The sequence below is a fragment of the Streptomyces sp. NPDC055103 genome (assembly GCF_053607625.1).
This window is the reverse complement of record NZ_JBSGTX010000001.1, coordinates 42,008-65,046: the sequence shown is the minus strand read 5'-3', so window position 1 is coordinate 65,046 and position 23,039 is coordinate 42,008. Positions and strand designations below refer to the sequence as shown.

Genomic DNA, 23,039 nt, shown 5'->3' with positions numbered 1-23,039 from the left:
CTTCGTGACGGTCAGCCCTGACCCGGCCACTTCGCCGGTCTCGTTGTGGCGGCACCGCGACTTCCGGCGGTACCTGACCGGTCAGACAGCCAGCGTGGCCGGGAGCTCGATTAGTTCGATGGCGATTCCCGTACTGGCCGTCCTCGAGCTCGACGCCACGGCCGGCCAGGTTGCCTGGCTGGCGTTCCTGGGGCAGCTCCCGCCCGTGCTGCTTGCTCTGCACGCCGGTGCGCTCGCGGACCGGTACTCCAAGCGGTGCCAGATGATCACCGGCGATCTGGTCAGCGCCGCGGCGCTTGTGACGGTGCCGGTGGCCGCGGCCCTGGGGATGCTGACCCTGACGCAGCTCATGGTCGTCGCCGCGGTCCAGGGGGCCGCCGGGGTGCTGCACGACGCGGCTGCGATCAGCCTGCTGCCGAAGCTGGTCCACCCGTCCCTGATCCAGCGAAGCAACAGCCGCGTGGGCGCGCTGTTCGCGATCGCCGCGACCGGCGGCAGCAACCTCGGCGCCGCGCTGACCGCGCTGCTCGGCCCGGCCCGCGCCCTGCTCGGTGACGTCGCCTCCTACCTCCTCAGCGCCTGGTTCACCACCCGAATCCAGGCCCGAGAGACCACCCCGGCACCCGCCGGGAACCGCCGGTTGCTGACGGAGATCGGAGAGGGCCTGCGCTATGTGCGCGCCGACCACCGGCTCAGCGTGCTCACTTGGGTCAACGCCACAAGTTCGTTCGCCCTTTCGATGCTCAACACGCTGTGGGCTCTGTACCTCCTGCGAGTCCTGGAGATGAGCGCGACCGCTTTCGGCGTGGTCCTGGGCCTCGGCGCCCTGGGCGCGGCCGCCGGCGCGTTTTCTGCCCCGGCCGTCGCGCGGCGGTACGGGCCCGGGCCCATGATGCTCGGCGCACTCGCCCTCACACCACTCACCCAGATCCCCCTGCTGCTGGCCTCCCCCGGCCTCGGCTGGGAGTTCACGATCGGCGGCGCACTGTTCCTGCAGCTGACCTGCGCCGGGGCAGCGGGCACCACCCAGCGGTCGATTCGCCAGATCATCACGAAGTCCAACATGCAGGCCCGGATGCAGGCCGTGAGCACGTGGCTGACCTCCGGGGCCCGGCCGTTGGGGGCGCTGCTGGCCGGTGGGCTCGGCACATGGGCCGGAGTGCGCACCGCCCTGATCGTCGGCACTTGCCTGCTCGCCGTGCCGCTTGCGGTCTTCGTCTGTTCTCCGCTGCGCGCCCTGCGACAGATGCCCGACCCGCCACCCTCCCCGGACGGCCCGTCCGGGACGGAGTCCAAGACGCCTGCCTCACCCTCGCCCGCCGCCACACCGGAACCGCTCTGCCCTTCCCCGACAACGCCTGACGGAAGTGCCCCGCGATGACGCACAGCACAGGCACGGCAACCGGAGCGGTGTCCGCCCCGCCGTTGGCCACGCCGCACGATGCCGCCAAGATCATCCGGCCGCGCTCGACCTTCGTCCTGTCGGACCCTCTCGACGACGAGTGGCTCGTCATCTGCCGCGATCACTCGCTCTCCGGCTCCAGCCCGGAGGCGGCGCCCGCGCCTACGTGGTCGACGCGCCGCCCGGCAGGCTCACCGCAGGCGCGCGGACTCAAGCATCCCGTCCTGCCGACCCCGAAGTACGCCAAGCGGCTGACCGTCCGGAACCACACCGTCGCCACCAAGCCCGCCCACCGGCGCCGCGACCACGCCCGGGGCCTTGCCCGCGCTGCAGAACACGTGGAGCTGGGCGGAGTCACGCTCTACGAACTGCCCGCGAGCGCGGACGCCGGCCCCTGTACGAGGAGTTCGGCTTCACAGGAGATCACTGGTGTCTTGCAGCTGCCGAGGTTCCCCCAGGTCCCGAAAGAGGATGTGGGATGCCGGAGAGGTGGCTCCCGCCCGAGGAGTTCGCTGCATCGCTGCCGAAGACCAGCAGTTTCGCCCCACCAGCACCGACACACACGAGAGAGAAGCGCATGATCGTCTGGGTCAACGGGCCCTTCGGTGGCGGCAAGAGCACGACCGCCTCGATGCTCCACCGACAGCTCACCACCAGCATCGTGACCGACCCTGAGGAAGTCGGATTCCTGCTGCGCAGAAGCATCGATGACCACCCCGACCAGCAGAAGGACTTCCAGGACTACCCGATGTGGCGCACCCTGGTTGCCCAGGTCTGCGCTGAGCTCGACCTCTACACCCGCGGCGGCCCGGTCATCGCGCCGATGACACTGCTACGACGCGAGTACGCGGACGAAATCTTCAACGCCCTCCACAAGGCCGGCGTCGACGTCCACCACCTCGTCCTGCACGCCGACCCCGACACCATCCGGGCCCGGATCGACTCCAGCATGGAGTTCCCCGACAGTGAGGAACGCAGCGAAAAGGTCCGCGCGTTCCGGCGCCGCAAGCTCACGGACTACGAGCAGGCGTACGCATCCTGGCTGAGCAAGCGGGCCGAGGTAATCGACACCACGGCGCTCAGCCCCGACCAGGTCGTCGACCAGGCCCTCACGATCCTGGGCCGTCTGTGACACACACGGCAGGAATCGAGGAGGAAGACGCATCATGACCACCACCGCTGTCCTGCCCGCCCCACTGTTGAAGGGGGCCCGGATCGGCATCGTCACCGTGTCCGCGCCGGAGCCCGCCCTGCACCCCGAGGCCTTTGAGCGGGGCCTGACTGTGCTGCGCGGCCACGGGTTCGAACCCGTCCTCGGCCGCGGTACCCGTGGCAAGCACGGCTACCGCGCCGGAACGGAGAGCGAGATCCTGGAGGACTTCCACCAGTTCATCGCCGACCCGTCGATCGCTGCCGTGATGAGCGCCGGCGGCGGGAAGAGTGCCAACCGGCTGCTGCGGGGCTTGGACTTCCCGCTGATCACCGCCCATCCGAAGCCGGTTGTCGGGGTGAGCGACCCGAGCCTGCTACTGAACGCCATCACCGCCCGCACGGGCATCCCGACCTTCCACGGCCCAGCGGTGATCTGGGACTTCGGCTCGCCGGACGCCTCAGCCTCCACCGCCGAGCACTTCCTCCGGGTTCTGTCCGGCGACAGCTCCGCGGCCCTGATCGACGCCCCGCTCACCTGGGGCAGGGCTGGGACGGCCGAGGGTCACCTCGTGGCCGGGTGCCTGTCCTCGCTGCGCTGCCTGCTCGGAACGCCGTTCGAGCCCCGCTGGCAGGGCGCGATCCTGGCCTGGGAGGACGCCTTCAAGCCGGTCGACCTGCTCGACCAGGCTCTGACGCACTTCCGCGACGCCGGAGTCCTGGACCGGATCGCCGGCATGGTCGTCGGTGAACTCTTCGGCTGCGAGCCCGCCGAGGGCATCGCCGCCCGGGAGATGGTCATGAGCCTGTGCGACGAGTACTCCTTCCCCATCGCCTTCGGCCTGCCGTTCGGACACACCGCCGTCAAGTACACCCTCCCGATCGGCACCGACGTCCGCATCAGCCCCGACGTCGGCCTGACCATCCTGTCCCCTTGGACCACGACGGTCGGGAGCGACCAGTGATCACCGCCGACGTCCCGGCGGCGGAAATCGAGGGCCCCAGTCACGTGGCTGCCGACGCTCGCGGCGGTCTCCCGCCATCCCGCCTCCACCTCGATCCCGCATACTGCGGAAGGAGAACTGTGAGCCTGTTCGACGCGGCGGCGTCCGACTACGCCCGCTATCGGCCCGGGATTCCCGCTGATGTGGGCCGCCTTCTCGCAGACATGGTGAAAGGTGTTGACCGGCCCGTCCTGCTGGATCTCGGCACCGGCACCGGGCAGGTGCCGGCCGCCCTGCTCCCGGCGCTCCCGCGGATCGCGCGCGTGGACCTGGTGGACCCCGACCGCGGCATGCTCCACGAGGCCACCACCGCGCTACTGCCGCTCCTCGGCGACCGCCCGGCCGGCTTTCACCCCGTGGCTGCCGAGGACTTCTCCCCGCCGTCCGACGACTACCGGGCGGACCTGGTCACCTGCGCGAGGGCATTCCACTGGATGCCCCGGACTGCGGTCCTCGCGAAGGTCGACCGTGTCACCGCCCCCAGTGGCGTCCTTGCGATCATGGGTGACGGCAGCCTCTGGACCCACCAGTCGCCGTGGACGACGGCCCTCAAAGGGCTGGTCCAGTCCTACCTCGGCGAAGACCGGCGGGCCGGCACGGCCGGGGTGTACGGCGGGGCAGGCCGCCGCTACGAGGACGACCTCGCCGATTCGCCGTTCAGTGACATCGCCGAACATCACTTTCCCGTCCACCGCATCTGGACCCCCGACGGGGTGGTCGGCTATCTGCGCAGCACCAGCTTCGCCCGCCCTGCGCTGTTCGGTGGACGCCACGGGCATTTTGAAGCCGAAGCGCGCGAGCTTCTTGCGGAGCACGCCGAGGGTGGAGACCTCGCTGAGGACACCGCGTTCACGGTCCTGCTCGCCCGGCGTCCGGGATGTGCCCGGTGAGCGGGGACGGACGGCACACCGTGCCGCTGGACGTGCATCTGCTCGCGACCCGCGAAGGGGAGGGTGGGCCGGAGGTGTTGCTGTCCCGGCGAGCCGGATCCGTATATGCGGCGGGCATGTGGCACGCCATTTCCGGTCACGTAGACGGACCGATCGAGGACGTCGTCACCGCGCTCGTACGCGAGACGTACGAGGAGGCGGGCCTCGTAGTGGATCCGGCCGACGTACACCCCGCGGTCACCATGCACCACCGCTCGCCGGCCGGAGGCGCGCGCGTCGGGTTCTTCTTCGAGGTCCGCCGCTGGGCCGGGACGCCGAAGGTCATGGAGCCCGAGGTGTGCGACGCCATGGGCTGGTTCCCGCTCGACGCCCTGCCGGAGCCGATGGTGGCCTACTGCCGCGCCGGGCTGGATGCGTACCGGGCAGGTGCCGGGGTCGCACTGCACTTTCAGGAGCCGGGGGACCCGATCGGCTACGACCAGGCCGTCGACCGGCTCCGCCTCGTTCCCGCATCGGGTTCCGCCGGGCCGCAGCCCGGGCCGGAGGTAAGAGACTTCGCCGAGCATGCCGTCGGCCGGATCGCGGCATGGGTCGACGTCTCCTGGGCCCGGGAGAACAGCCGCGTCTGGCGGGCCGAAGGCACCGGCGGAGGCCTGTGGTTCGTCAAGGTCCACCAGAACGCCAAGTTCCACCATCGGGAAACGGCCGCCCTGCGCGGGTGGGTCCCGGAGCTGGGCGGCGCCGGGCCCCGCCTCGTGGCCGCCGACCCCGAGCTCCTGGCGGTCGTGGTGACCGCCGTCGAGGGCCGACCCCTCCACGGGGCCGTCCTGACCACCGCCGAGGAGGCCGAGGTATTCCGGTCGATCGGCGCGCTCGCGGCCCGTATCCACACGAGTCCCCTTCCCGCGCCCGGTGCCGCTGCGCCACCGATTGGTCCGTACGACCGGCTGGAGCGCCACCTGGCAGCGGCCCGGCCGCTGCTCGAACCGGGGGACGAGGAGTGCGTCCGCTCGGCCGTCGCCGCCGCCCAGGAGCTGCCGCCGCTCGAACAGGTGGTGACCCATGGTGACCTCCAGTACCGCAACCTCTTCCTCGCCGGTGACGGCACCGTGCGCTTCATCGACGTCGAGCGGAGTGAACCCCAGTCCCGTGTGCGGGACTTCGTCCGCCTCCTCGACTGCTTCGACGGCCGGCCCGATCTGGCCGAGGCGTTCCTCGTCGGCTACGGCCGCCCGCTCACCGGCGCCGAAGAGACGCATCTGGTCGCGAGCACGGCCCTGGACGCGGTCTCCGGCATCGCCTTCGGTACCCGGACCGGGGACCCGGAGCTCGTCGAGCGCGGCCGCCGCACCCTCGCCCGCCTGCGCACCGAAGCCATCTGGCCCTTCTCCAACCGTCCGCAAGGAGGTCTTCCGCGATGACACCCGACGACGGCACGCCGGCTGCCGCAGGGCCCGTTCCGAGGGTGGCGACGCCGGACGAAGCCGCCGAGATCGCCCGGCTGCGCTCCCACTTGATCCCCTCCGAGCCTCTCGACGCCACCTGGCTCGGCATCTGCCGCGACCCGCTCGCGCACGGCTCCGGCCCGGCGGGGACGCCCGCGCCTACGTCGTCGACGCCGCGTCCGGCGGACTTGCCGCATGTGCTCTCGGCTTCACCAGCGATCCCGGCCTCATGCGGATGACGAGGTTCCCGCAGGCCCAGGACGGGAGCCCCCGATGACCGAGTTCCTACCGCCCGAGGAGTATGCGGCGTTGCTGCCGAAGGCGACTGTGTTCGGCGCGCTCTTCTTCACCGACATGAACGACTGGCCCGTGCAGCTGCACGCCGTCTACAGCGCCGAGCATCCCTGGCAGCTACCCGGCGGCACGGCCGAGGACGGCGAGCGGCCATGGGACACCGCGGTGCGAGAGACCGCGGAGGAAACCGGGCTGCTGGTGCCCGGGCCACCGCGCCTGCTAGCGGCCGTCTTCGGCCTGCCCGGCGCGTCATGGCCGCTCGCGACCGCAGGCTTCGTCTTCGACGGAGGACGGCTGACCGACCAGCAGATCGCGAGCCTCACGCTCGCCCCTGACGAACATGACGAGGTGCGAGTCCTCCCGCTGGAGGAGTGGCGCGCGCTGATGCCGGCGCGGGACTCCGCCCGCCTCGCCGCCGTTCTGGAGGCCCGCCGGTCCGGGGTGGCGGCCTACGTCGGCGACTGGGACTGGGACACCGAGACGAGTACGTCCACGAGCACCGAGGAGACAGCACGGTGAGCACGACATCATCCGCAAAGGGCTGGAGCGAGCACTACATGTCGGGCCGTGGCATCAAGCCGCTGTCCGGCGCCGAGACGACCATCGTGCGCGACCGGCTCGTTCCGGGTGCCGATCTGGAGGAGCCGCGGGCGCTGGATGTCTGCTGCGGTACGGGCGAGGTGGCCCGACTGCTCGCCGACCTGGGTTACACCGTCGACGCGGTCGACTACGCCCAGGGTGCCATCGACCGCGCATCCGCCGAGACGCCCGGGCCCACGGTCAGGTACCACTGCGCTGACGTGACCACGGGCGACCTCAGCGTGCTCGCGCCCGCTGACGGCTTCGACCTGATCACGATCCGGCGATCGCTGGCGCACCTGGGCGACCGTACGAGGATCGTTGCCGAGCTCGCGGGCCTGCTGCGGCCCGGTGGAACCCTGTGCGTGATCACCCCGCATGCCGACCGGTTCCCGGAGAGCCTCCGCGACATCTGTCTGGACGACGCCGAGATCTCCCTGCTCACCGACGGCTGGGAGCACTCCGAGCGGGTCGATGCGGAGGACTGCACGGTCGTGCTGCTACGCGCGCCCGGCGCCCGGGCGGCGGCGTATCAGGAGAAGCACCGGCCGAAGGCGGCGGCGTTGGCCGGCGTCGCGGTCGTCGTGACGAACCCGCACGGGCAGGTGCTGCTGGGCTGGAACCCGGCCCGGAACGTGTGGGAACTTCCGGCCGGGAAGGTCGAGCCCGGGGAGCCGTTCGAAGCGACCGCTGTCCGGGAACTGGCCGAGGAGACCGGCCTGCTCGCGACCGCGGAGCAAGTGGTGCTGCTGGGGACCCTGTGCGACGACGCCCACGGTATGACACGGGTCACCGAGGTCGCCCGGCTCACCGAGTACGACGGCGAACCGCTGCCCCTGGAACCCCAGTTGATCGCCCGTTGGGAGTGGCATGCGCCGGGCGCCCTCCGTACTCTCCCGCAGCCGCTGTTCACCGCGTCCGCGCAGGCTCTGAACACGGTGTGGCCTGGCCTGCTGCCCGGTCTCCCGCCCGCGCACTTCACCCTGCGGCCCGCCCCGGCCGGCCGTGAGCGGTTGCGGTTCGGGGAGCCCTCGACGGCGGTGCGGCTGCGTCTTCGGCTCGTCGAGGCTCTGACCGAGGCCGGCTGGACAAGTTCGCCCGCTCTGCGTGCCGCGTTCCAGGTCGTGCCGCGACACGCCTTCATGCCCGAGCAGTCCCTGGACCGCGCCTACGCCAACGAGGCCGTCGCGACCGTGACCACCGACGACGGCACATCCTTGAGTTCCGTGTCCCAGCCCGAGATGCAGGCCGTCATGCTCGACCACGGCCGTCTGCGCGCGGGCAGCCACGGCCTGGAGATCGGGGGTGGCGGCTACAACGCCGCCCTCATGGCCGAACTCGTCGGCCCCGCCGGCACCGTGACCTGTGTCGAGTACGACCCGTACGTCTACCGGCGCACGGTCCGCTTCCTGCAGGAGACCGGGTACGCGGACCGCGTGCGGGTGGTGCTCGGTGACGGCGCGCACGGCGCCCCTGAGCATCTGGTTCCGCCGGGCGGGTTCGACACGATCCTGGTCACGGTCGCTTCAATGGACGTTCCCCCGGCGTGGACGGCGCAACTGGCCGACCATGGCAGGCTCGTGGTCCCGCTGCGGCTCGGCGGCTATACCCGCTGTGTCGCCTTCGAGAAGCAGGGCCCTCTCCTGCGGTCGACGTATGTGAGCCCGTGCGGGTTCGTGCCGATGCAGGGCATCGGTCGCTGGGACGACACTCCGGTCCCCATCGGGGAGAGCGGTTACGGGATCCGCTGGGAGGACACGCCGCCCGCCCCGGTCGACGCCCTGGAACGTGCCGTCGCGGGCGATCCGGTCGAGTTGTGGACGGGCGTCACGGTGGCCGGGGGCGAGTCGTACGAGACGCTGCAGCTCTGGATGACCGTCGCTCTACCGGGCTTCTGCCGCCTGACGGGTGACCGTGAGAAGGGTCCGGTCCTGCTGCCGAAGAACCAGGACGCCGCAGCCATGGTGTCGGGCCGGTCCCTGGGCTGCATGACCGTCCGCCGCATCGAGCACGACGAGACCGCCGGGGAGTCGCTGTGGGAGTTCGGCGCGCAGGGCTTCGGCCCTGACGCCAAAGCCCTCGCGGACACCGTGGCCGGCGCCATCCACGCCTGGGACCAGGACGTCCGCCGCCACGCCATGCCTGTACTGACTGTCCTGCCGACCGCGATGCGCGACGAGCAACTGCCCGCATGGCGCTTCATCGACAAGGAGCACTCCCGCGTCTTCCTCACCTTCCCGGAGGGATCGTCATGACTCCAGGTACTTCCCCCGCCGGCGGCCCCCCGACGGTGTTCAGCGCCCCCGAGGACGCCACTGACCGCGCACGGATGCGGCGTGCGCTCGCGGCAGCGGCCCGGCTGCTCGCGGTCCGGTCCGAAGGGGCGGAGGTATGGGGCTGGCGGGGCCGCACTCTGGGACGCCGGGCCGGTGACCGCTGGCTACGCGTCGTCTCTGCCTTGAAGGAGAAGCAAGGCGGACGCCTGTGGGAGGGCACGGCCCTGGCCGACACGCATGTGCCTCCATCCGTGCCGCGGCCCCGGCTCCATGATGTCCTGGACTGGACCGGCGGCGATCACGCCTATCGTGCCGAGCTCACCGAGTACATCGCCCTCCCCACGGTCACCACCGGCAGTCCGGTACTCGACCGCGACATCGAGCTGCCCAGCGCCTGGTGGGCCGACCTGCGGTCCGCGCTCAACGCGCTCGCGACCGTGCCTACGGACCGCGAAGCGGTGCGCCAGCGGTGGATCGACAAGAACTTCCGCCGCTTCCTCGGCATCGATCCCATCCAGGTCCGGCACTTCACGACCGGGCACGCGGATCTTCACTGGTCGAACCTCACCTCCGGGGCCCTGGTACTGCACGACTGGGAATCCTGGGGACGACTGCCCGTCGGGTACGACGTCGGCCTCCTGCACGCCTACACCCTCACCGTGCCCGCGACCGCGGCGCGCATCCGGCAGGAATTCGCCCACGTCCTCGACAACCCTGCCGGCCGAGCCGGAGAGCTCGTCGCACTCGGCCAGCTCCTGCAGGCGTGCAGCCGAGGCGTCCACCCCACTCTTGCCCCGCTCATCGCCCGCCAGGCCGAGCACCTCACCGGCACCCCCGTACCCGTGTAGGTTCCGCGTCTCGACGCGCAGTGGTCGCGCCAGATGCGCAATCGATGCGCAATTCCGGGCCCGAATGCGCAATGGATCTCGTGACCAATGTCGACGTCGAAGGCGACCCCTCGTCGGCCCACGACTCCGCCGCGGGATTGCGCATCCACGGCCGACCGGACCACTGCGCATCGAGCCCGGAATCCCAGGTTTCCGCAGACCCCAGTGCGCCCGAAGGCGTGGAACCTACAACCCGCTCCCTGATCGATCCGGCCACGACCAGCCCGGAGGAACCCATGCCCGCCCCGCGCATCGGCGTTGCCGTACTCGCGCTGTGCGCAGGCAGCCGGCCACCGGTCATTTTCCCCGCACGCACGTACGCGCACCAGGAGGATCCCTGTGAAGACCAGGAGCCAGCCCAGCCTGTTGGGCGTCTTCGCGCACCCCGACGACGAATCCCTCCTCGCCGGTGGCATTCTGGCGCAGCATGCCGCCGGCGGTGCCCGTACGGCCGTGGTCACGGCAACGTGGACGGCGAGTAGTCGCCGGGCACCCGAACTTTCCGATGCCCTCTCGGTCCTGGGTGCCGGTCCGCCTCGGCTGCTCGGCTACGCCGACGCCCGCAACCCGGAGTCGGCGCCGCCCGGGACGGATCGGCTCGTCGACGCGCCCCTCGACGAAACCGTCGGCCGTCTGGTGAGCCACATCCGCGAGTTCAAGCCCGACATCGTCGTCGGACACGACACTCTCGGCCAGCTGACCGGGCACCCGGACCATCGGCGTACCCACCAGATCACCCTCCTCGCCGTCGAAGCCGCCGCACTCGGGCACCTGTTTCCGGAGGCAGGAGAGCCCTGGCGGCCTTCGGCCTTCTACGCCGCGACCCACTCCACCAGCGGTGTCGGCCGTCTCGCGGCTCTGCTGGAAGGCGTGGGCAAGAGTGTGCTCGCGGTTCCCGACTCCCACGTCACCACGATCGTCGACGTCAGCCCGTGGGCAGAGGTGAAGTGGCGGGCAATCTGCGCCCATCGCGGCGAGGTCGCGGCCGCCCGGCCCTTGCCCGGCCTCCTCGCCCGCCTGCCGTCCGCGGACCGCGACGTAATCATCCGCAGCGAGCAGTTCACCCGCCTCACGCCCGGTCCCATCCCCGGCAACCCGCACCAGCTCACTGCCTGACACCCGCCTGCCCAGACCCGCAGAAGCTCCGATCGGAGAAAGATGACCACGACGACCAACCCCGACGAAGCACCCGGCTCGAAGATGACGGACGAGGAGTACGGGGCCTACCGAGCCTCCTCCGCGCTATGGGCCGGCACCTCCGTCCTGATCACCAACCAGACGGGGGAGGTCCTGGTCCAGCACGTCGACTACCTCGACGGCACCTGCCTCCTGCCGGGCGGAGGCGTGGACAAGGGAGAGTCCCCCGCATCCGGCGCCGCCCGCGAGCTCCAGGAGGAACTCGGCGTCACCGCCGTCATCGATCGCGGCCTCGCCGTCGACTACGTCTCGCCCGGCGCCGTGAACGCGCCCCCGGAGATGCGATACCCCGGGGAACTCCTGCACGTCTTCGACGGCGGCACATGGGACGAGAAGCAGATCGCCGCCATCCGGCTCCCCGAGCGCGAGATCACGTCCGTCGAATTCGTCGAGCCCGCCCGCCTGCCCGACTTCCTCTTTCCTCGCGATGCCCGCCGCGCCCTCGCTGCGCTTCGGGCCCGCATCAACGGCGCCGGCACTGCGCTCCTGGAAGACGGCCACCCTCTGTCTCCGACCGTTCTCGACCAGGCGGGGGTCCTGCGCACGCCGCGCGCCCAGCACCACTACCCCTTCCACGCTGCCCAGGTGCCGGGCGCCAAGACGTCGATCCGGCAGTCCTGGGTCTGGGCCTTCGCGCCGGACGGACGGATCCTTCTCCTCCTCGATCCCGACACCGGCGCCGCGTGCCTGCCCGGCGGGACGCCGGAACCCGGCGACCACGGCGACCCCATCGCGACCCTGACCCGTGAGGCCGATGAGGAGGCCGCCGCACAGCTGGTGTCGGTCACGTACGTCGGGTACCTGTCCGACCCCGAGCAGCCGTGCGCGCGCGTCCGCTACGCCGCCGCCCTCACACGCCTCGGTCCTCCGCCCGTCGATCCGGCCACCAACCGCACCTACATCCGGATCCTGGCCACCCCGGAACAGGCCCTGGAGCTCTTCGACTGGGGGCCGCCCGCGGCCGAGCAGCTCACCGCCGTCCATCAGGCCCGCGAGCAACTCGGCATCCCAAAGGCCGCCCGACAGCCCGTCACCGAACTCGCAGGCCCCGCCACCTGGTAGCTCTGCCCCACCGAAGCGAATTCGAGGATCCCTCATGACCTGCGCCGTCCCCTCGCCCGACCAACCGCCCGCTCTCCTCCCGAGCGCATCCGACGGAACACCTACCGGCCCGAACGGCACTCGTCCCGAAGCCATTCGCACGGGGCACTGTCAGTGCGGCCGGATCGCCTACCAGGTCGCTGGCGACCCGATCGATCCGCACCTCTGTTCGTGCCGCCATGAGACGCGGATCAGCGGCGGGCCCGCCGTGCTCTGGGTCGGATTCCGCAAGGACACCCTGGCCTGGACCGGCCCCGGTGGCGAGCCTGAGTGGTACGCGACCTACCCCACCCTTCGGCGGGGGTTCTGTGACCGGTGCGGCACGCATCTCGTCTCCGTGGCCGACGGAGAGAACCTGATCGCGGTGACCGGTTTCAGCCTCACCGATCGCCGCGGCATCGCGCCCGTCGGCCATTCGTTCCGCGATGAGGCAGAACCCTGGGCAAACTTCACCCTCGCCCCGGACTCGGGACACGTGTAGCGCCTACCCCCACCGTGCTGCCCCGGCCTGAAAGTGAAGACCTGCCCGGCGCTGCGTCCGGCCGGCGGCACGTGGGGGCGCACACGCGCGTACGCGGGGAGCGTGCCCCCTGCCTTTCTCGCCAACTTCGCTCCACCGGGCAGAGTGCTGCGACCAGGGGTTCTCCGGCTGCCGTGTGGTGCCCGGGCGGTGCGGACTCGGCCGGGACGGCGATCGGTTCTCCGTGGCCACCTGGCCGTTCACCTCATGTTCGGCCGCTAGAGGAAGGTCGTTGACGGGGATGGCCGGTTTGGAGTGATCGCGGTGCGGTTCTCCCGGGTCGGTGTCGGTGGCCGCTGCTACATCCATGTCAGGAGGGTTCGCATAGGTGCGGCCCTCATTTCGGGAGGGGACAGTTCATGACGCCTGAGGGCTATCACCGGGTGCGGGGCCACATCCGCCGGAATCCGACCCGGCGGTCTGCGAAGAAGATGAGTCCGTGGCTGATCGGCGGCATCGCCGCCGTGGTGGTGCTGTGGGCGCAGTTCTTCGGGTTCGAGGGGGCGCAGCCGGCACAGCCCCCCGCGCCCGGGGTGACGGCGACGCCGTCGGCGGGCCGCTGATGGGGAGGCGGCAGTTAGCGATCCGTCGGCCGCGCGGCGCGGTCGAGTACGGGGCGGCGGCCCTGGTCGCCGCAGCGGTGGCCTCCTTGGTGGTGCGGTTGCTCGTATGGGTGGGCGAGGCGCTGGTGCGGTGGTGGCCCATCGTGACTGTGCTCGCTCTACTGGGATTCGCGGCCGGCGTCTGGCGGGCTGTAGCGGCCGGCCACGAGCACGCGGCGCGAGCACGGCGTTTGTCGGTCCTGCGGTTCAGCCTGGCGGAGCTCGACGCGATGGACGACCGGCAGTTCGAGTTCGCGCTGCGGGACCTGCTGATCCGGGACGGCTGGTCGGCCCGACAGGTCGGGCAGCAGGGCGATCAGGCCGCCGACGTCATCGCCGACCACCCGGCGTACGGGCGCCTCGTCGTCCAGGCCAAGCACACCAAGGTCGCCGCGAAGGTCGGCTCCCAGGTGATGTACCAGGTGAAGGGGACAGCAGGCCCCGCCCACCGCGCGAATGCGGCGACGGTCGTGACGAACGGCGGCTTCACCCGCGATGCCAGGGAGTGGGGAGAGCGGCATGCCGTGGGCTGGACCGACCGTGAACGGCTGCGCTCATGGGCCGAGCTGGGTATCCCGCTCCACCAGGTCCTGCAGCTTCCCGCCCTCACCCGCCGACGGCTCCCTGGCGCTCGCCGGCCCCGGTTCGCCGCGCCGTACGGACGGACCGCTCCGGAGGGGAGGACGGACGGTGTTCGATGAAGACGGCTCCCTCGACCCGTTTCTGAAGTTCCTGCTGTACACCGCACTGGTCCTGGCCGCCGGGAAGATGCTCTGGGAGTGGTTGACCTGAACCGTCATCGGATGGATCACCGTGGACCTGTGGGGCGCGGTCGCCGCACACCCTTGGTGGACCGCTTTCATCGTGATCGGCTTCCTCGCTGTCCTGTTCCTCCTCGCCCGGCTCGCCGGCGCTGTCCTCGACGTTCTCGCCACACCTGCCGTCGCCGGTGTGGAGGTGACATCGGTCGAGCCGGAGCCTGCCCTGCTCACCTACGGGATGAAGCAGCTCGAGGCCATGAGTCCGACCGGGTTCGAGCACGCCTGCGCCGAACTCCTCGCCCGGGACGGCTTCCTCCATGCCCGGCGGGTCGGCGGATCAGGCGACCTCGGCGCCGATGTCATCGCCACCGACGCTGATGGCCTCACCATCGTTGTCCAGTGCAAGCAGCTCAGCCGCCCCGTGAACTCACCGGCCATGCAACAGTTCAACGGCACCGCCCGCCCGGAGCACGGCGCAGATCACGCCGTCATCATCGGCCTCAACGGCTTCACGCAGCCCGCCCTCGACTTCGCCTCCCGCCACCGTCCGATCACCGTCGGCCGCGAGGACCTGAAGAGATGGGCACACGGCACCCACCTCTACGACGTCATCCGCACCCGCACCACCCCGTAGGCCGGCGCCAGGACACAAACGGTCGGCCCAACGCCCCGTCGTCAACCCGATTCGTACTGCAGGAGGAGCACCTTGGACGTGCGCCGTGCCGACCGCCATGACGCAGCCGAGCTCACCCGGCTGCGCCGCATCATGCTCGACACCACACGGCCCACACCGGACGGCGAATGGGTTACGGCGTGCGAGGCGGCTTTCGCCGACTTCCTCGAAGCCCCCAGCTTCGCCGCCTTCGTCGTCGACACGCCCGACGGCGCCGGTCTCGCCTCCTGCGCGGTCGGCACCTACGCCCCTCGCTTTCCCAGTCCCACCAGCAACTCCCCTTTCCACGGCGAGATCCACTCCGTCGCCACCGACCCCGCCTGGCGCCGGCGCGGCTACGGACGCGCCGTCGTCACCGCAACCATGCAGTGGCTCGCCGGCCAGGGCTGCTCCTCCGTCCGCCTCAACGCCTCCCCCGACGGCCTCCCCCTCTACACCGAGCTCGGCTTCCGCCCCATTCCCGCACCAGCCATGACCTGGAGCTGCCGGTAGGAAGCGATCCAGCGTCCCCGAACCGGAGCAGCCGGTGCGGGGGCCGTACTCGCCACATTCGATCTATCTGAGCGCCCCGACGGGCGGGAAGGACCTCCGATGCAGCCCGGGCATCTCCCTGTCGAGTTCCTCGACGCGCAACAGATCGACTTCGTCGAGCACCCTCCACCGGCCCTGTCACCACAGGAGCGAGGCGAAGTCGACCGTCTCTGGGCGAATACGAAGGCCCACAACCCCACCACCTTCGACGGCCCGCTCGTCGCGAGCCTGGGCATCGACCTGCCCGGGCCCGGCCCGCTGGTGGTGCGATGGGCGAGGACGACGTACCGTCACCGGGCCCTGCGGCAGCTCCGGCCGGCCGAAGAAGTCCCCGGGTCCGTCTTCGTCACCGTCCTGTTGCCGACGGAGGACGGACTCGCGGTCGGACGTGGCTCCTCCACCACCGCGGCGCCCGGCCACTGGAGCCTCCCCGGCGGCTCAGCGGAACCCCCTGCGGCGAGGCGCCCCCTGGACATGGCGTCACTCCGTCGGGATGCCGCCCGCGAACTGGCCGAGGAGCTCGGCGTACGCGTCGCCGCCGAGGAACTGCGGCTATGGGGCCTCACCCGAGGAACACGGTTCGGCAGCCTCGGCTTCCACTTCCTCGCCCCGCCCGTGCCCAGCGCACTCGTGCGTCGCCGGCATGCTGATCTCACCGTGTGGGAGACGGAACGTGGAGACGTATCCGAGCTCGACAAGATCTCGTTCGTGCCCTCGGCCGAACAGGCTGCCTGCCTCGGCCCGGGCGCGGACTACCTGCACCAGGTCCTGGCCCGGTACTTCTCGACCTGAAGCCGCAACCCGGTCCGGCGCTCCCTTCTCCAGGCGAACGGGCAACACTCCTCAGCACACTCACCCCGAAGGGACAGAACTCAGTGGGCCTCGATGAGTTGAAGCGGCAGGCAATCCGCATCCATGACCGCTACGACGAGCTGAACCGTCGTGAGCGCGGCCGAGTCTGGACACGCACCGAATTCGTGCTCGGCTTCATGGGAGACGTCGGCGACCTGGCCAAACTCGTCATGTCGGAGGAGGGTGCGAGAGAGCACCCGGGCGGTCGGCCTGCGCTGGAGCACGAGCTCGCCGACTGCCTGTGGTCGGTACTCATCCTGGCTCACCGCTACAGCGTGGACCTCGAAAGCGTCTTCCATCGCACCATGGCGGAACTCGACGAGAGGATCAGTGCACGGTTGTCTCAGGGCGATACCCCTGGCGCGTGAGCCCCAGGCAATCTGGCGCCATCGACCGCAACGACGGCACGAGCCCCGTCTCGATCCGCTTCGCTCTGACCTGCATCCCACGTGGCGCCCGGGTACTCATGACCGCGGCCGTGGCCGTGGCGGTCGCGTACAGCTTCACCGAAATCGAGAGGGTGTTCTCGTGCCCGAGAAGGTCACCAAGGACAAAGTGCTGTGCTACATCGTGCGTAACGGGAGGCTGCTGGTCTTCCGGCACATCGACTACAGCTACGAGGAGGTCGGGATTCAGGTCCCTGCTGGCACCATCCGTGAGAGGGAGACGCCGGAGGCAGCGGCCCTGCGGGAAGCTGGGGAGGAGACCGGCCTGAACGACTTCAAGATCGTGCGAAAACTCGGCGAGGCGATGTACGACATCAGCCCGTACCGGTTCGAGATCCAGCACCGCCACTTCTTCCACCTGGAGCTGACCGGACCTGCCCCGAAGCGGTGGACCAGCCAGGAGAATCATGACGGTGAGCAGGAGCCCACCCGCTTCGAGTGTTTCTGGATCCCGCTGGCAGCCGCCCACGTGCTCCAGTCCGGACAGGGCACCCTGCTGGGAAGCCTGTGCGAATGATCCCTCTTTGACCACGGATCGCAGGAAGCGCCTGCCAGGCCACGCTCAACCGCCTGCGCGAGCGCAACCACACTCCTGCCGGGCACCAGTTCGACACTGACAATGCACTATCCGGAGCCGGATTCTCGCCAAGGCAGCACACAACAACTCCACCGTCACGTAGTCGTCCGCTGCGCTCTGCGGATCCCATTTCATGTCGGGCGTGGCATCCCCGTGACGCCGCTACCTCATCCGCCGGTGGACAGTTGCCCGGCGTCGCCGACCCACCACCCCTACCTCCGAATTCTCGCTACGAAACGCCGCATCACTGACAGACCGGGACGCACCCTCGTGCCCGACGCGTGCGCCGCAGTCGAGACCGCCCTCACCTAGACGGCCGACTGAGCCCGGCGTGTACGACACAGACGAAGGGGCCGACGCCGCGAGCGATCGCGACGCCGACCCCTCCTTGTCGTGACCCTCAGCCTCGGCGGGGGCTCGCGACGGTCGGTGCGGACATCGCCAGGCCGATCATGTCGGCCCAGGCCGCGTCGCCCACGTTGTCCTGGAGTTCCTTGGCCGCGCGCTCGTCTGCTGTCAGCACGCCGAACTCCACCCGGGTCTCGTACGGCAGGTAGTCGAGCGCCAGGCGCCGGCCGACGTAGTCCAGTACGGAGGTCGCCTGCCGGATCTCGGGATCATTGGTCAAGCCCGCGGGCTCGAAGCGCATGCTGACGTACTCGCGGACGAACACCTCCAGCGGAACCTGGTGCCGCAGGCCCTGGGTGATGGTCGTACTGAAGCCGTCCATCAGGCCCGCCAAGGTCGAGCCCTGCTTGGCCATGAAGATCGTGACCGCAGCAGGACGGCCGTCCTCGGCGCAGGCGACCGTGAGATAGCCCTTCCCCTCGCCGACGTTGAACGACCTGGTCGTAGATGTCAGACGCCTCGGGGACCGCGGGGGCACCTGCCCGAGGGGGTGCTCCCCGCTCGTCTGCTTACGCGCCATGCCGTCAACGGTTCGGTCCGCCATTGAATGTGTCCTCTGGATGGTCAAAATGGGCATAACAGGGTTGACGTCCACAACCTACGGGCATTCAGCGTTCGGCGACCACAAGATGTGGGATTTCTACCGTAGAGGTGAGGGGCGGTCGACACCAATCGCGGCACGCCGAACATCCGCCCCCAGCCTGTTCGTTCGGTGGTCGCGCTGCTCAGCCCTCCACGAGGTGGGGAAGCGGCCGGACAAGGACGTCCGGGTGTTGCTCCCGGAGCTCCGCGAGCCGGCCCAGTACCCGGCGCCGGAAGTCCGGCCGGCCCGACCAGATCACGCTCCCGGAGTAGGTGTCGCTACGCGCCCAGTCGCGCTGACTACGCCCGTCGTCCTCGCTGGCACCGAAGAGCGCCTCGTACATGTCGGTGGCCGGGAACGATGTGAAGAAGTGATGCTTCTGCTCGTTGTGCGGCAGCTGGGCCAGGTCCTGGATGACACGAATCGTGAGGTCGCTGTCCTCGCCAGTCTCCTGCGGAAGGTCGTGAATCCAGCTGGTGAGCTGGACGATGCCGGCCTCCGACAGCACCCGGCAGCCGTCGATCGTGCGCTGGACCATCGCGTTCTTCGCCATCGCCCCGGTTCGCTCCCCCGGAGCACGACCAAGGACCGCACGCTCCCGCGCCCGTACCCACATCCTGCGGGTGACGTCCGTCCGGTCGCGACCCCACAGCAGCTAGTCCGTCATCACGGCATCAGGCACCGCTACGGCCAGGCACGTTGGGCACCCCCCTCCCTGCGCCTCCGCCCCGGCCTCGCCGCTGCCACAACATCCTCCTTCCTCAATCAGAGCCTCGCCAGGACGACACCCGCGCCCATCTCCATCAGGCCCCGTGCGGCAACCCGTCCCAGCTCCTCCGGCCGCGACGCGTCCCCCTCGACCTTCACCCGGTACTGCGTCTTCCCGTCCAGCGAAGTCACCGCCGCCGACAACCGAAGCAGTCCCTCCCCCGACGTCCGGGCCCACGCCCCCACCGGTACCGAGCACCCGCCGTGGAGCTCGGCGAGCAGCGCCCGCTCCGCTCGCACCGCCGCGTCCACCCCGGCGTCCCCGGTCCCCGCCAGCAGCACAGCCGCCTTGCTCCCGGCCCGTACTTGGACGCCGAGCGCACCCTGCCCCGGTGACGGCGGGAACGTCTCCTCGTCCCAGACCTCCACGATGTGCTCGGCCAGCCCGAGCCGGGCGAGCCCTGCGACGGCGAGGACCACCGCGTCGTACCGGCCTGCTTCCCGCAGCGCATCGAGCCTCGTGGGCACGTTGCCCCGCACTGGCACCACCTCCAGATCCGGCCGGAGCGCGAGGAGCTGCCCGATCCGGCGCGGCGCCCCCGTGCCCACCCGGGCCCCAGGCGGCAGGTCCGCCAGCGACCGGCCGCACAACGCATCCCGAACGTCCTGGCGCGGGCCCGGCGGGCGCAGCAGCACCAGCCCGTCCGGCATCGCCGTGGGCAAGTCCTTGAGCGAGTGCACGACGACATCGACCTCACCGGCCGCGAGCGCCGCCTCCTGCCGCGAGGAGAACGCGCTCGTCCCGGTCGCCCGCGCGACCTCGGCGATCGTCGATGTTCGGCGGTCGCGGTCGCCCTCTTCGAGGATCACCTGCTCTACGAACTCGACGCCCGGGAACAGATCCCGCCACCCGGCCAGAACCTCGCGCACCTGTGCCCTTGCCAGACGGCTCGCCCGCGAGCCCACCACCACCCGCACCAGCGACCTCCGCACTCCGGAACCGATCTTGACGGGCAGCCTAAACCCGCGCAATCAGTGCTTTTACCGACGGACCGCCGGAGGTTCGACGCCCCTTGGCGCCGCAGCAGGTGACCGGCAACACCTCGGCCGGAACCGTCATCTGATCGCAGCTGCCGGCCTCGCGTCCGACGGGCCCGCCCACGGGACGCAGGCGGGCGCGCCGGCAAGTGACGTACATCCTGGGCGCGGGCCTGATCAGTCCAGCCCGCTCACACCACCCCCGTATCAGCTCGACCGCAAGGTCTTCGCGAGGACGACGCTGTCGTAGTTGGTTACGTCCCACCGCCACGTCCCGACCGGCGCATACCCGCGTCGGCGGTACCAGCCGACGAGGTCCGCAGCCTGCAAGGAGGTGTCGATGACCACCTCCGTCGACCCCAGAGCAGCGATCCGCGACTCCGCCAAGGCCAGCAGCCGGTTCCCGAGTCCCGTGCCCCGCTGGGACGGATCGACCGCCAACTGCCAGAACGAACCCCCGCCCGCCAGGGCCGGGTAGCCAGCCGGAGTGGTGTGTGGAGCCGACACGGTGACAGTGCCGACCAGCGCCGCCCCGTCCAGGGCGACCCAGCACTCACCCCTGCTCAGACGGTTCGTGGTGTCCTGCGGAGACTGGTAGGAGGCGAAGAAGACCCGCCCCGCAGCGGCGTGATCAGCGTAGGCGCGATGGAGAAGATGCGTCAGCTCCTCCACCGAGTCACCCTCGTGAAATCGCCTGAACTCGACGTTCCTTGCCCTACCCTCAGCCGTCGGCTGCCGATCGCTCATGACCAAGCATCGTCCCACGGCCACCGGCACCAGCTCCGGCGATAGGCAACACCGACACCAGCGAGTTGTCATACGTCCTGCCGCAGCCGCCGCCAGTGGGACATTGAGCCGGCGGCTGACGACGGCCTGGCCCAGTATCGGGGGTCGGACGACCACGGCCACCAAGACGGAAGGCAATGTCGTCATCACAGCCGATCTCGCCAGCGAAGCCATCCGCGCCGCCACCCCCGGCGCCCACACACATCGCCGCCGAGGAAGACCACGACAGCCACCACGTCACCGGCCCACGCATGCTGGTCTGGTTCGTCAACCCGCTCGACCGCACCCGCCCCTATCTGAACGGCTCGCCCGACTTTGCGATCCGCCCGGCGCGCTGGCTCGCATCCATCGAGCTGTCGACACTCAGCCCCTCCTGAGCTGAGTGCACCACCTCCGCCAGGGCCACGGCACCCTGCCCGCTGGGAGCCCGGTCATCGGAAGCCGGCCGGGAGCTGTTTTGGCCCTCTCGACTTTCTTCCACTGCTCGATCGCGGACGAGCACGCCAAACGGGAGCTGGAGCGTTCCCCGCTCTGCCCTCCCTGGCTACTCCGGCGCCAAGGCGGCGTCCACCGCCTTCCCTACACGGGACGGCTCCCGCGCACAGCCGTACCGCGTCGAAGGTGTCTTCGCTACCCCTCGAACGATTCACCGATGAGGCCTTGGCCATCGGCATGCTGCAACAGCCAAGTGAGCGTGCCGTGCTGGTGCTCGCGACTGCCAGGGCGGGGACCTCCGGTGACGGGCGCACGCCAGAGCTATGCGGCGACCGCGTATCGCGGCCGTGGCCGCGGCCCCGCGCACACCCCAGCACGGGCACGGCAACCACGAGGCTCCTGGCCGTCCGCCAGGGAGACGCCGTTAGCCACCGGGCACGCGCCCGGCCCGATGTTGAACCAGCAGGGTAGGTCGCGCGGTTGATCGAGTATTGGTACACGAGAAGGGCCCCCCTCCCCCAGATTGGATGGGGAAGACGGGCCTTCTGTTTTCCGCTGGCAGTCGGCTCAGCCCTGGAATGATGCGGTGAACGCCGCCCACTGGTCTCGGTCGAAGGCGAGGATGCCGGCCTCGAGGTCCTTCGTGTCGCGGACGGGGACGATTCGAGGCAGGTTGGTGGCGACCTCGACGCAGTTACCTTCCCCAGCGCTGTATGAGGACGTGAACCAGTCGGCATCGGTGAGGTCGCGGGCGGGTGCGGTGTGGGTGTGCTCGGTCATGAGCTGTTCCTTTTCTCCATCTTCTTGAGCAGTGCCAGGGAGTCGTCCACTGACAGGGCCGAGCCGACGATGAGGCCGAACGCATCGTCGAACAGCGTCACGTCCTCGCCGCCTTCGGCGTAGTTGGAGCCCTTGAGGTTCTCGATCTGCACCACGTCGGGCATGGGATGCGGGAATCCGAACAGGCTGAATGCCCCGGCGCCGCCGGGGTGAGGGGTGGAGTTGAGCGGCATGATCTGGATAGTCACGTTGGGCAGCTGCGCCCTGGAGATCAGGCGGGCGATCTGGTCCTTCATGATTTCAGGCCGCACGGCGAAACGCTGGTGCAGGACGGCCTCGCTGATGACAGCGCGGAGCTTGAGGGGCGTCCGTTCCGGCCGGGTGGTGAGAACCGACTGGCGCGTTACGCGCACCTCGGCCAGCGCTGCGACTTCCTCGGCGGTTCGGGTCAGCGCGTGCGAAGAAATGGCCTCGCGGGCGTATGCGTCCGTCTGGAGCAGGCCAGGGATCAGGAGCGGCGACCACTCACGGACGCTGTCGGCATCACGCTCGAGAGAGATCAGGTCGGCGTACGACGGGGCCACAACCCCGCTGTAGGTCTGCCACCATCCGGTCTTCCCCGCGTCGCGGGCCAGGGCCTCCATGGCTGCTATGGCGGCGGGGTCATCGACCCCCATGACCCCGAGGAGCTGTGCGACGTCCTTCGGGTTGAGCTGCCCCTTCGCGTTCTCGATGCGCGAAAGCTTTCCGGGGTCCCAGCGCATGGCCTTCGCCACGGCATCGCCGCTCATTCCGGCTTTCGCCCGGTAGTTGCGGACCAGCCCTGCGAGCCGGCGCCTGCGGACCGTAGGCACGAGCGGAACTGTAGGCATACCGCCACTTCTCCTCACTGACTGCGTAATGGGTAGAGCTGATGAGGCGAGCCCCGCATTCGGGTGTTGCGCAGTCTCATGCGGGTGATGCCCTGCTGCCCTCGGGTGCTGCTGGCCACGTCACGGGTGCAGTGTGACGGCGCGCGGGGGTTCAAGTCGATAGAACACCCGTTTTTCACTTGGGGAGTTGAACCCCAATCTTGCACCCGCCTACCCCATGGGTGCATTCTCTTCGACAAGCGA

Annotated in this window: 25 protein-coding genes; 19 read left to right on the top strand and 6 right to left on the bottom strand. The window is 70.0% G+C overall.

The window, feature by feature from the left end; translation table 11 throughout:
- Positions 1-4 precede the first annotated feature (4 nt).
- The 18 genes from ACWFR1_RS00355 (at position 5) to ACWFR1_RS00270 (ending at position 17,126) form a co-directional block, all read left to right on the top strand.
- A complete protein-coding gene (locus tag ACWFR1_RS00355; RefSeq protein WP_453544954.1) occupies positions 5-1,381 on the top strand; it encodes an MFS transporter in 1,377 nt (458 codons plus the stop codon).
- A gap of 598 nt (positions 1,382-1,979) precedes the next feature.
- Entirely contained in the window at positions 1,980-2,534 is a 555-nt protein-coding gene (locus tag ACWFR1_RS00350; protein WP_453544953.1) for an AAA family ATPase, read from the top strand.
- Positions 2,535-2,568: 34 nt separating this feature from the next.
- Complete coding sequence (locus ACWFR1_RS00345) at positions 2,569-3,516, top strand: S66 peptidase family protein (RefSeq protein WP_453544952.1); 948 nt, start codon at positions 2,569-2,571, stop codon at positions 3,514-3,516.
- A 119-nt stretch (positions 3,517-3,635) separates the two neighbouring features.
- Positions 3,636-4,445, top strand: a complete 810-nt coding sequence (locus ACWFR1_RS00340; protein ID WP_453544951.1) for a class I SAM-dependent methyltransferase — start codon at positions 3,636-3,638, stop codon at positions 4,443-4,445.
- A 116-nt stretch (positions 4,446-4,561) separates the two neighbouring features.
- Entirely contained in the window at positions 4,562-5,866 is a 1,305-nt protein-coding gene (locus ACWFR1_RS00335; RefSeq protein ID WP_453544950.1) for a phosphotransferase, read from the top strand.
- Between the two features lie 297 nt (positions 5,867-6,163).
- The gene (locus tag ACWFR1_RS00330) at positions 6,164-6,703 is read left to right on the top strand and encodes an NUDIX domain-containing protein (RefSeq protein WP_453544949.1); all 540 of its coding nucleotides are present in this window, start codon (positions 6,164-6,166) and stop codon (positions 6,701-6,703) included.
- Positions 6,700-9,018, top strand: a complete 2,319-nt coding sequence (fxlM, locus tag ACWFR1_RS00325; protein ID WP_453544948.1) for a methyltransferase, FxLD system — start codon at positions 6,700-6,702, stop codon at positions 9,016-9,018. Before ACWFR1_RS00330 ends, fxlM begins: the two co-directional genes overlap by 4 nt.
- Positions 9,015-9,887, top strand: coding sequence for a hypothetical protein (locus tag ACWFR1_RS00320; RefSeq protein ID WP_453544947.1), 873 nt, complete (start codon positions 9,015-9,017; stop codon positions 9,885-9,887). Before fxlM ends, ACWFR1_RS00320 begins: the two co-directional genes overlap by 4 nt.
- A 378-nt stretch (positions 9,888-10,265) precedes the next feature.
- Entirely contained in the window at positions 10,266-11,042 is a 777-nt protein-coding gene (locus ACWFR1_RS00315; RefSeq protein WP_453544946.1) for a PIG-L deacetylase family protein, read from the top strand.
- Positions 11,043-11,084: 42 nt separating this feature from the next.
- On the top strand, positions 11,085-12,185 hold the full coding sequence (locus ACWFR1_RS00310) for an NUDIX hydrolase (RefSeq protein ID WP_453544945.1): 1,101 nt from the start codon (positions 11,085-11,087) through the stop codon (positions 12,183-12,185).
- Between the two features lie 34 nt (positions 12,186-12,219).
- Positions 12,220-12,705, top strand: a complete 486-nt coding sequence (locus ACWFR1_RS00305) for a GFA family protein (protein ID WP_453544944.1) — start codon at positions 12,220-12,222, stop codon at positions 12,703-12,705.
- 398 nt (positions 12,706-13,103) lie between these two features.
- On the top strand, positions 13,104-13,307 hold the full coding sequence (locus tag ACWFR1_RS00300) for a hypothetical protein (protein WP_453544943.1): 204 nt from the start codon (positions 13,104-13,106) through the stop codon (positions 13,305-13,307).
- Entirely contained in the window at positions 13,307-14,047 is a 741-nt protein-coding gene (locus tag ACWFR1_RS00295; protein WP_453544942.1) for a restriction endonuclease, read from the top strand. The genes ACWFR1_RS00300 and ACWFR1_RS00295 overlap by 1 nt, the downstream gene beginning before the upstream one ends.
- 112 nt (positions 14,048-14,159) lie before the next feature.
- On the top strand, positions 14,160-14,741 hold the full coding sequence (locus tag ACWFR1_RS00290; RefSeq protein WP_453544941.1) for a restriction endonuclease: 582 nt from the start codon (positions 14,160-14,162) through the stop codon (positions 14,739-14,741).
- Between the two features lie 78 nt (positions 14,742-14,819).
- Positions 14,820-15,272 (top strand): GNAT family N-acetyltransferase, encoded by a 453-nt coding sequence (locus ACWFR1_RS00285; RefSeq protein WP_453545383.1) that lies wholly within the window; start codon positions 14,820-14,822, stop codon positions 15,270-15,272.
- 99 nt (positions 15,273-15,371) lie between these two features.
- Positions 15,372-16,103 (top strand): NUDIX hydrolase, encoded by a 732-nt coding sequence (locus ACWFR1_RS00280; protein WP_453544940.1) that lies wholly within the window; start codon positions 15,372-15,374, stop codon positions 16,101-16,103.
- Between the two features lie 83 nt (positions 16,104-16,186).
- Positions 16,187-16,531 (top strand): MazG nucleotide pyrophosphohydrolase domain-containing protein, encoded by a 345-nt coding sequence (locus ACWFR1_RS00275; protein WP_453544939.1) that lies wholly within the window; start codon positions 16,187-16,189, stop codon positions 16,529-16,531.
- A gap of 160 nt (positions 16,532-16,691) precedes the next feature.
- Complete coding sequence (locus ACWFR1_RS00270; protein ID WP_453544938.1) at positions 16,692-17,126, top strand: NUDIX hydrolase; 435 nt, start codon at positions 16,692-16,694, stop codon at positions 17,124-17,126.
- A 460-nt stretch (positions 17,127-17,586) separates the two neighbouring features.
- Here ACWFR1_RS00270 and ACWFR1_RS00265 read toward each other — a convergent pair whose 3' ends face one another.
- From ACWFR1_RS00265 to ACWFR1_RS00250, 4 genes are all read right to left on the bottom strand, one after another.
- Positions 17,587-18,114: a TSCPD domain-containing protein gene (locus ACWFR1_RS00265; protein WP_453544937.1), complete on the bottom strand. Its 528-nt coding sequence runs from the start codon at positions 18,112-18,114 to the stop codon at positions 17,587-17,589.
- A gap of 205 nt (positions 18,115-18,319) precedes the next feature.
- Positions 18,320-18,730 carry a hypothetical protein gene (locus ACWFR1_RS00260; protein WP_453544936.1) on the bottom strand — a complete coding sequence of 137 codons (411 nt, stop codon included), beginning with the start codon at positions 18,728-18,730 and terminating at the stop codon, positions 18,320-18,322.
- Positions 18,731-18,942: 212 nt separating this feature from the next.
- The gene (gene hemC / locus ACWFR1_RS00255; RefSeq protein WP_453545381.1) at positions 18,943-19,851 is read right to left on the bottom strand and encodes a hydroxymethylbilane synthase; all 909 of its coding nucleotides are present in this window, start codon (positions 19,849-19,851) and stop codon (positions 18,943-18,945) included.
- 279 nt (positions 19,852-20,130) lie between these two features.
- Positions 20,131-20,670, bottom strand: a complete 540-nt coding sequence (locus ACWFR1_RS00250; protein WP_453544935.1) for a GNAT family N-acetyltransferase — start codon at positions 20,668-20,670, stop codon at positions 20,131-20,133.
- A gap of 290 nt (positions 20,671-20,960) precedes the next feature.
- Here ACWFR1_RS00250 and ACWFR1_RS00245 point away from each other — a divergent pair, with 290 nt between their 5' ends.
- The gene (locus tag ACWFR1_RS00245) at positions 20,961-21,086 is read left to right on the top strand and encodes a hypothetical protein (RefSeq protein ID WP_453544934.1); all 126 of its coding nucleotides are present in this window, start codon (positions 20,961-20,963) and stop codon (positions 21,084-21,086) included.
- Between the two features lie 625 nt (positions 21,087-21,711).
- Here the strand turns inward: ACWFR1_RS00245 and ACWFR1_RS00240 are convergent.
- The gene (locus ACWFR1_RS00240; RefSeq protein WP_453544933.1) at positions 21,712-21,924 is read right to left on the bottom strand and encodes a DUF397 domain-containing protein; all 213 of its coding nucleotides are present in this window, start codon (positions 21,922-21,924) and stop codon (positions 21,712-21,714) included.
- The gene (locus tag ACWFR1_RS00235; protein WP_453544932.1) at positions 21,921-22,778 is read right to left on the bottom strand and encodes a helix-turn-helix domain-containing protein; all 858 of its coding nucleotides are present in this window, start codon (positions 22,776-22,778) and stop codon (positions 21,921-21,923) included. Before ACWFR1_RS00235 ends, ACWFR1_RS00240 begins: the two co-directional genes overlap by 4 nt.
- Positions 22,779-23,039 lie beyond the last annotated feature (261 nt).

Excerpts from the sequence above, each read along its gene's own strand:
- ACWFR1_RS00330 (WP_453544949.1), top strand. The coding sequence starts at position 6,164 with ATGACCGAGTTCCTACCGCCCGAGGAGTATGCGGCGTTGCTGCCGAAG.
- ACWFR1_RS00295 (WP_453544942.1), top strand. The coding sequence starts at position 13,307 with ATGGGGAGGCGGCAGTTAGCGATCCGTCGGCCGCGCGGCGCGGTCGAG.
- ACWFR1_RS00250 (WP_453544935.1), bottom strand. The coding sequence starts at position 20,670 with ATGAGCGATCGGCAGCCGACGGCTGAGGGTAGGGCAAGGAACGTCGAG.
- ACWFR1_RS00300 (WP_453544943.1), top strand. The coding sequence starts at position 13,104 with ATGACGCCTGAGGGCTATCACCGGGTGCGGGGCCACATCCGCCGGAAT.
- ACWFR1_RS00265 (WP_453544937.1), bottom strand. The coding sequence starts at position 18,114 with ATGGCGCGTAAGCAGACGAGCGGGGAGCACCCCCTCGGGCAGGTGCCC.
- ACWFR1_RS00280 (WP_453544940.1), top strand. The coding sequence starts at position 15,372 with ATGCAGCCCGGGCATCTCCCTGTCGAGTTCCTCGACGCGCAACAGATC.
- ACWFR1_RS00305 (WP_453544944.1), top strand. The coding sequence starts at position 12,220 with ATGACCTGCGCCGTCCCCTCGCCCGACCAACCGCCCGCTCTCCTCCCG.
- ACWFR1_RS00345 (WP_453544952.1), top strand. The coding sequence starts at position 2,569 with ATGACCACCACCGCTGTCCTGCCCGCCCCACTGTTGAAGGGGGCCCGG.
- ACWFR1_RS00310 (WP_453544945.1), top strand. The coding sequence starts at position 11,085 with ATGACCACGACGACCAACCCCGACGAAGCACCCGGCTCGAAGATGACG.
- ACWFR1_RS00260 (WP_453544936.1), bottom strand. The coding sequence starts at position 18,730 with ATGGCGAAGAACGCGATGGTCCAGCGCACGATCGACGGCTGCCGGGTG.
- ACWFR1_RS00350 (WP_453544953.1), top strand. The coding sequence starts at position 1,980 with ATGATCGTCTGGGTCAACGGGCCCTTCGGTGGCGGCAAGAGCACGACC.
- ACWFR1_RS00335 (WP_453544950.1), top strand. The coding sequence starts at position 4,562 with ATGTGGCACGCCATTTCCGGTCACGTAGACGGACCGATCGAGGACGTC.
- ACWFR1_RS00240 (WP_453544933.1), bottom strand. The coding sequence starts at position 21,924 with ATGACCGAGCACACCCACACCGCACCCGCCCGCGACCTCACCGATGCC.
- ACWFR1_RS00320 (WP_453544947.1), top strand. The coding sequence starts at position 9,015 with ATGACTCCAGGTACTTCCCCCGCCGGCGGCCCCCCGACGGTGTTCAGC.
- ACWFR1_RS00245 (WP_453544934.1), top strand. The coding sequence starts at position 20,961 with ATGCTGGTCTGGTTCGTCAACCCGCTCGACCGCACCCGCCCCTATCTG.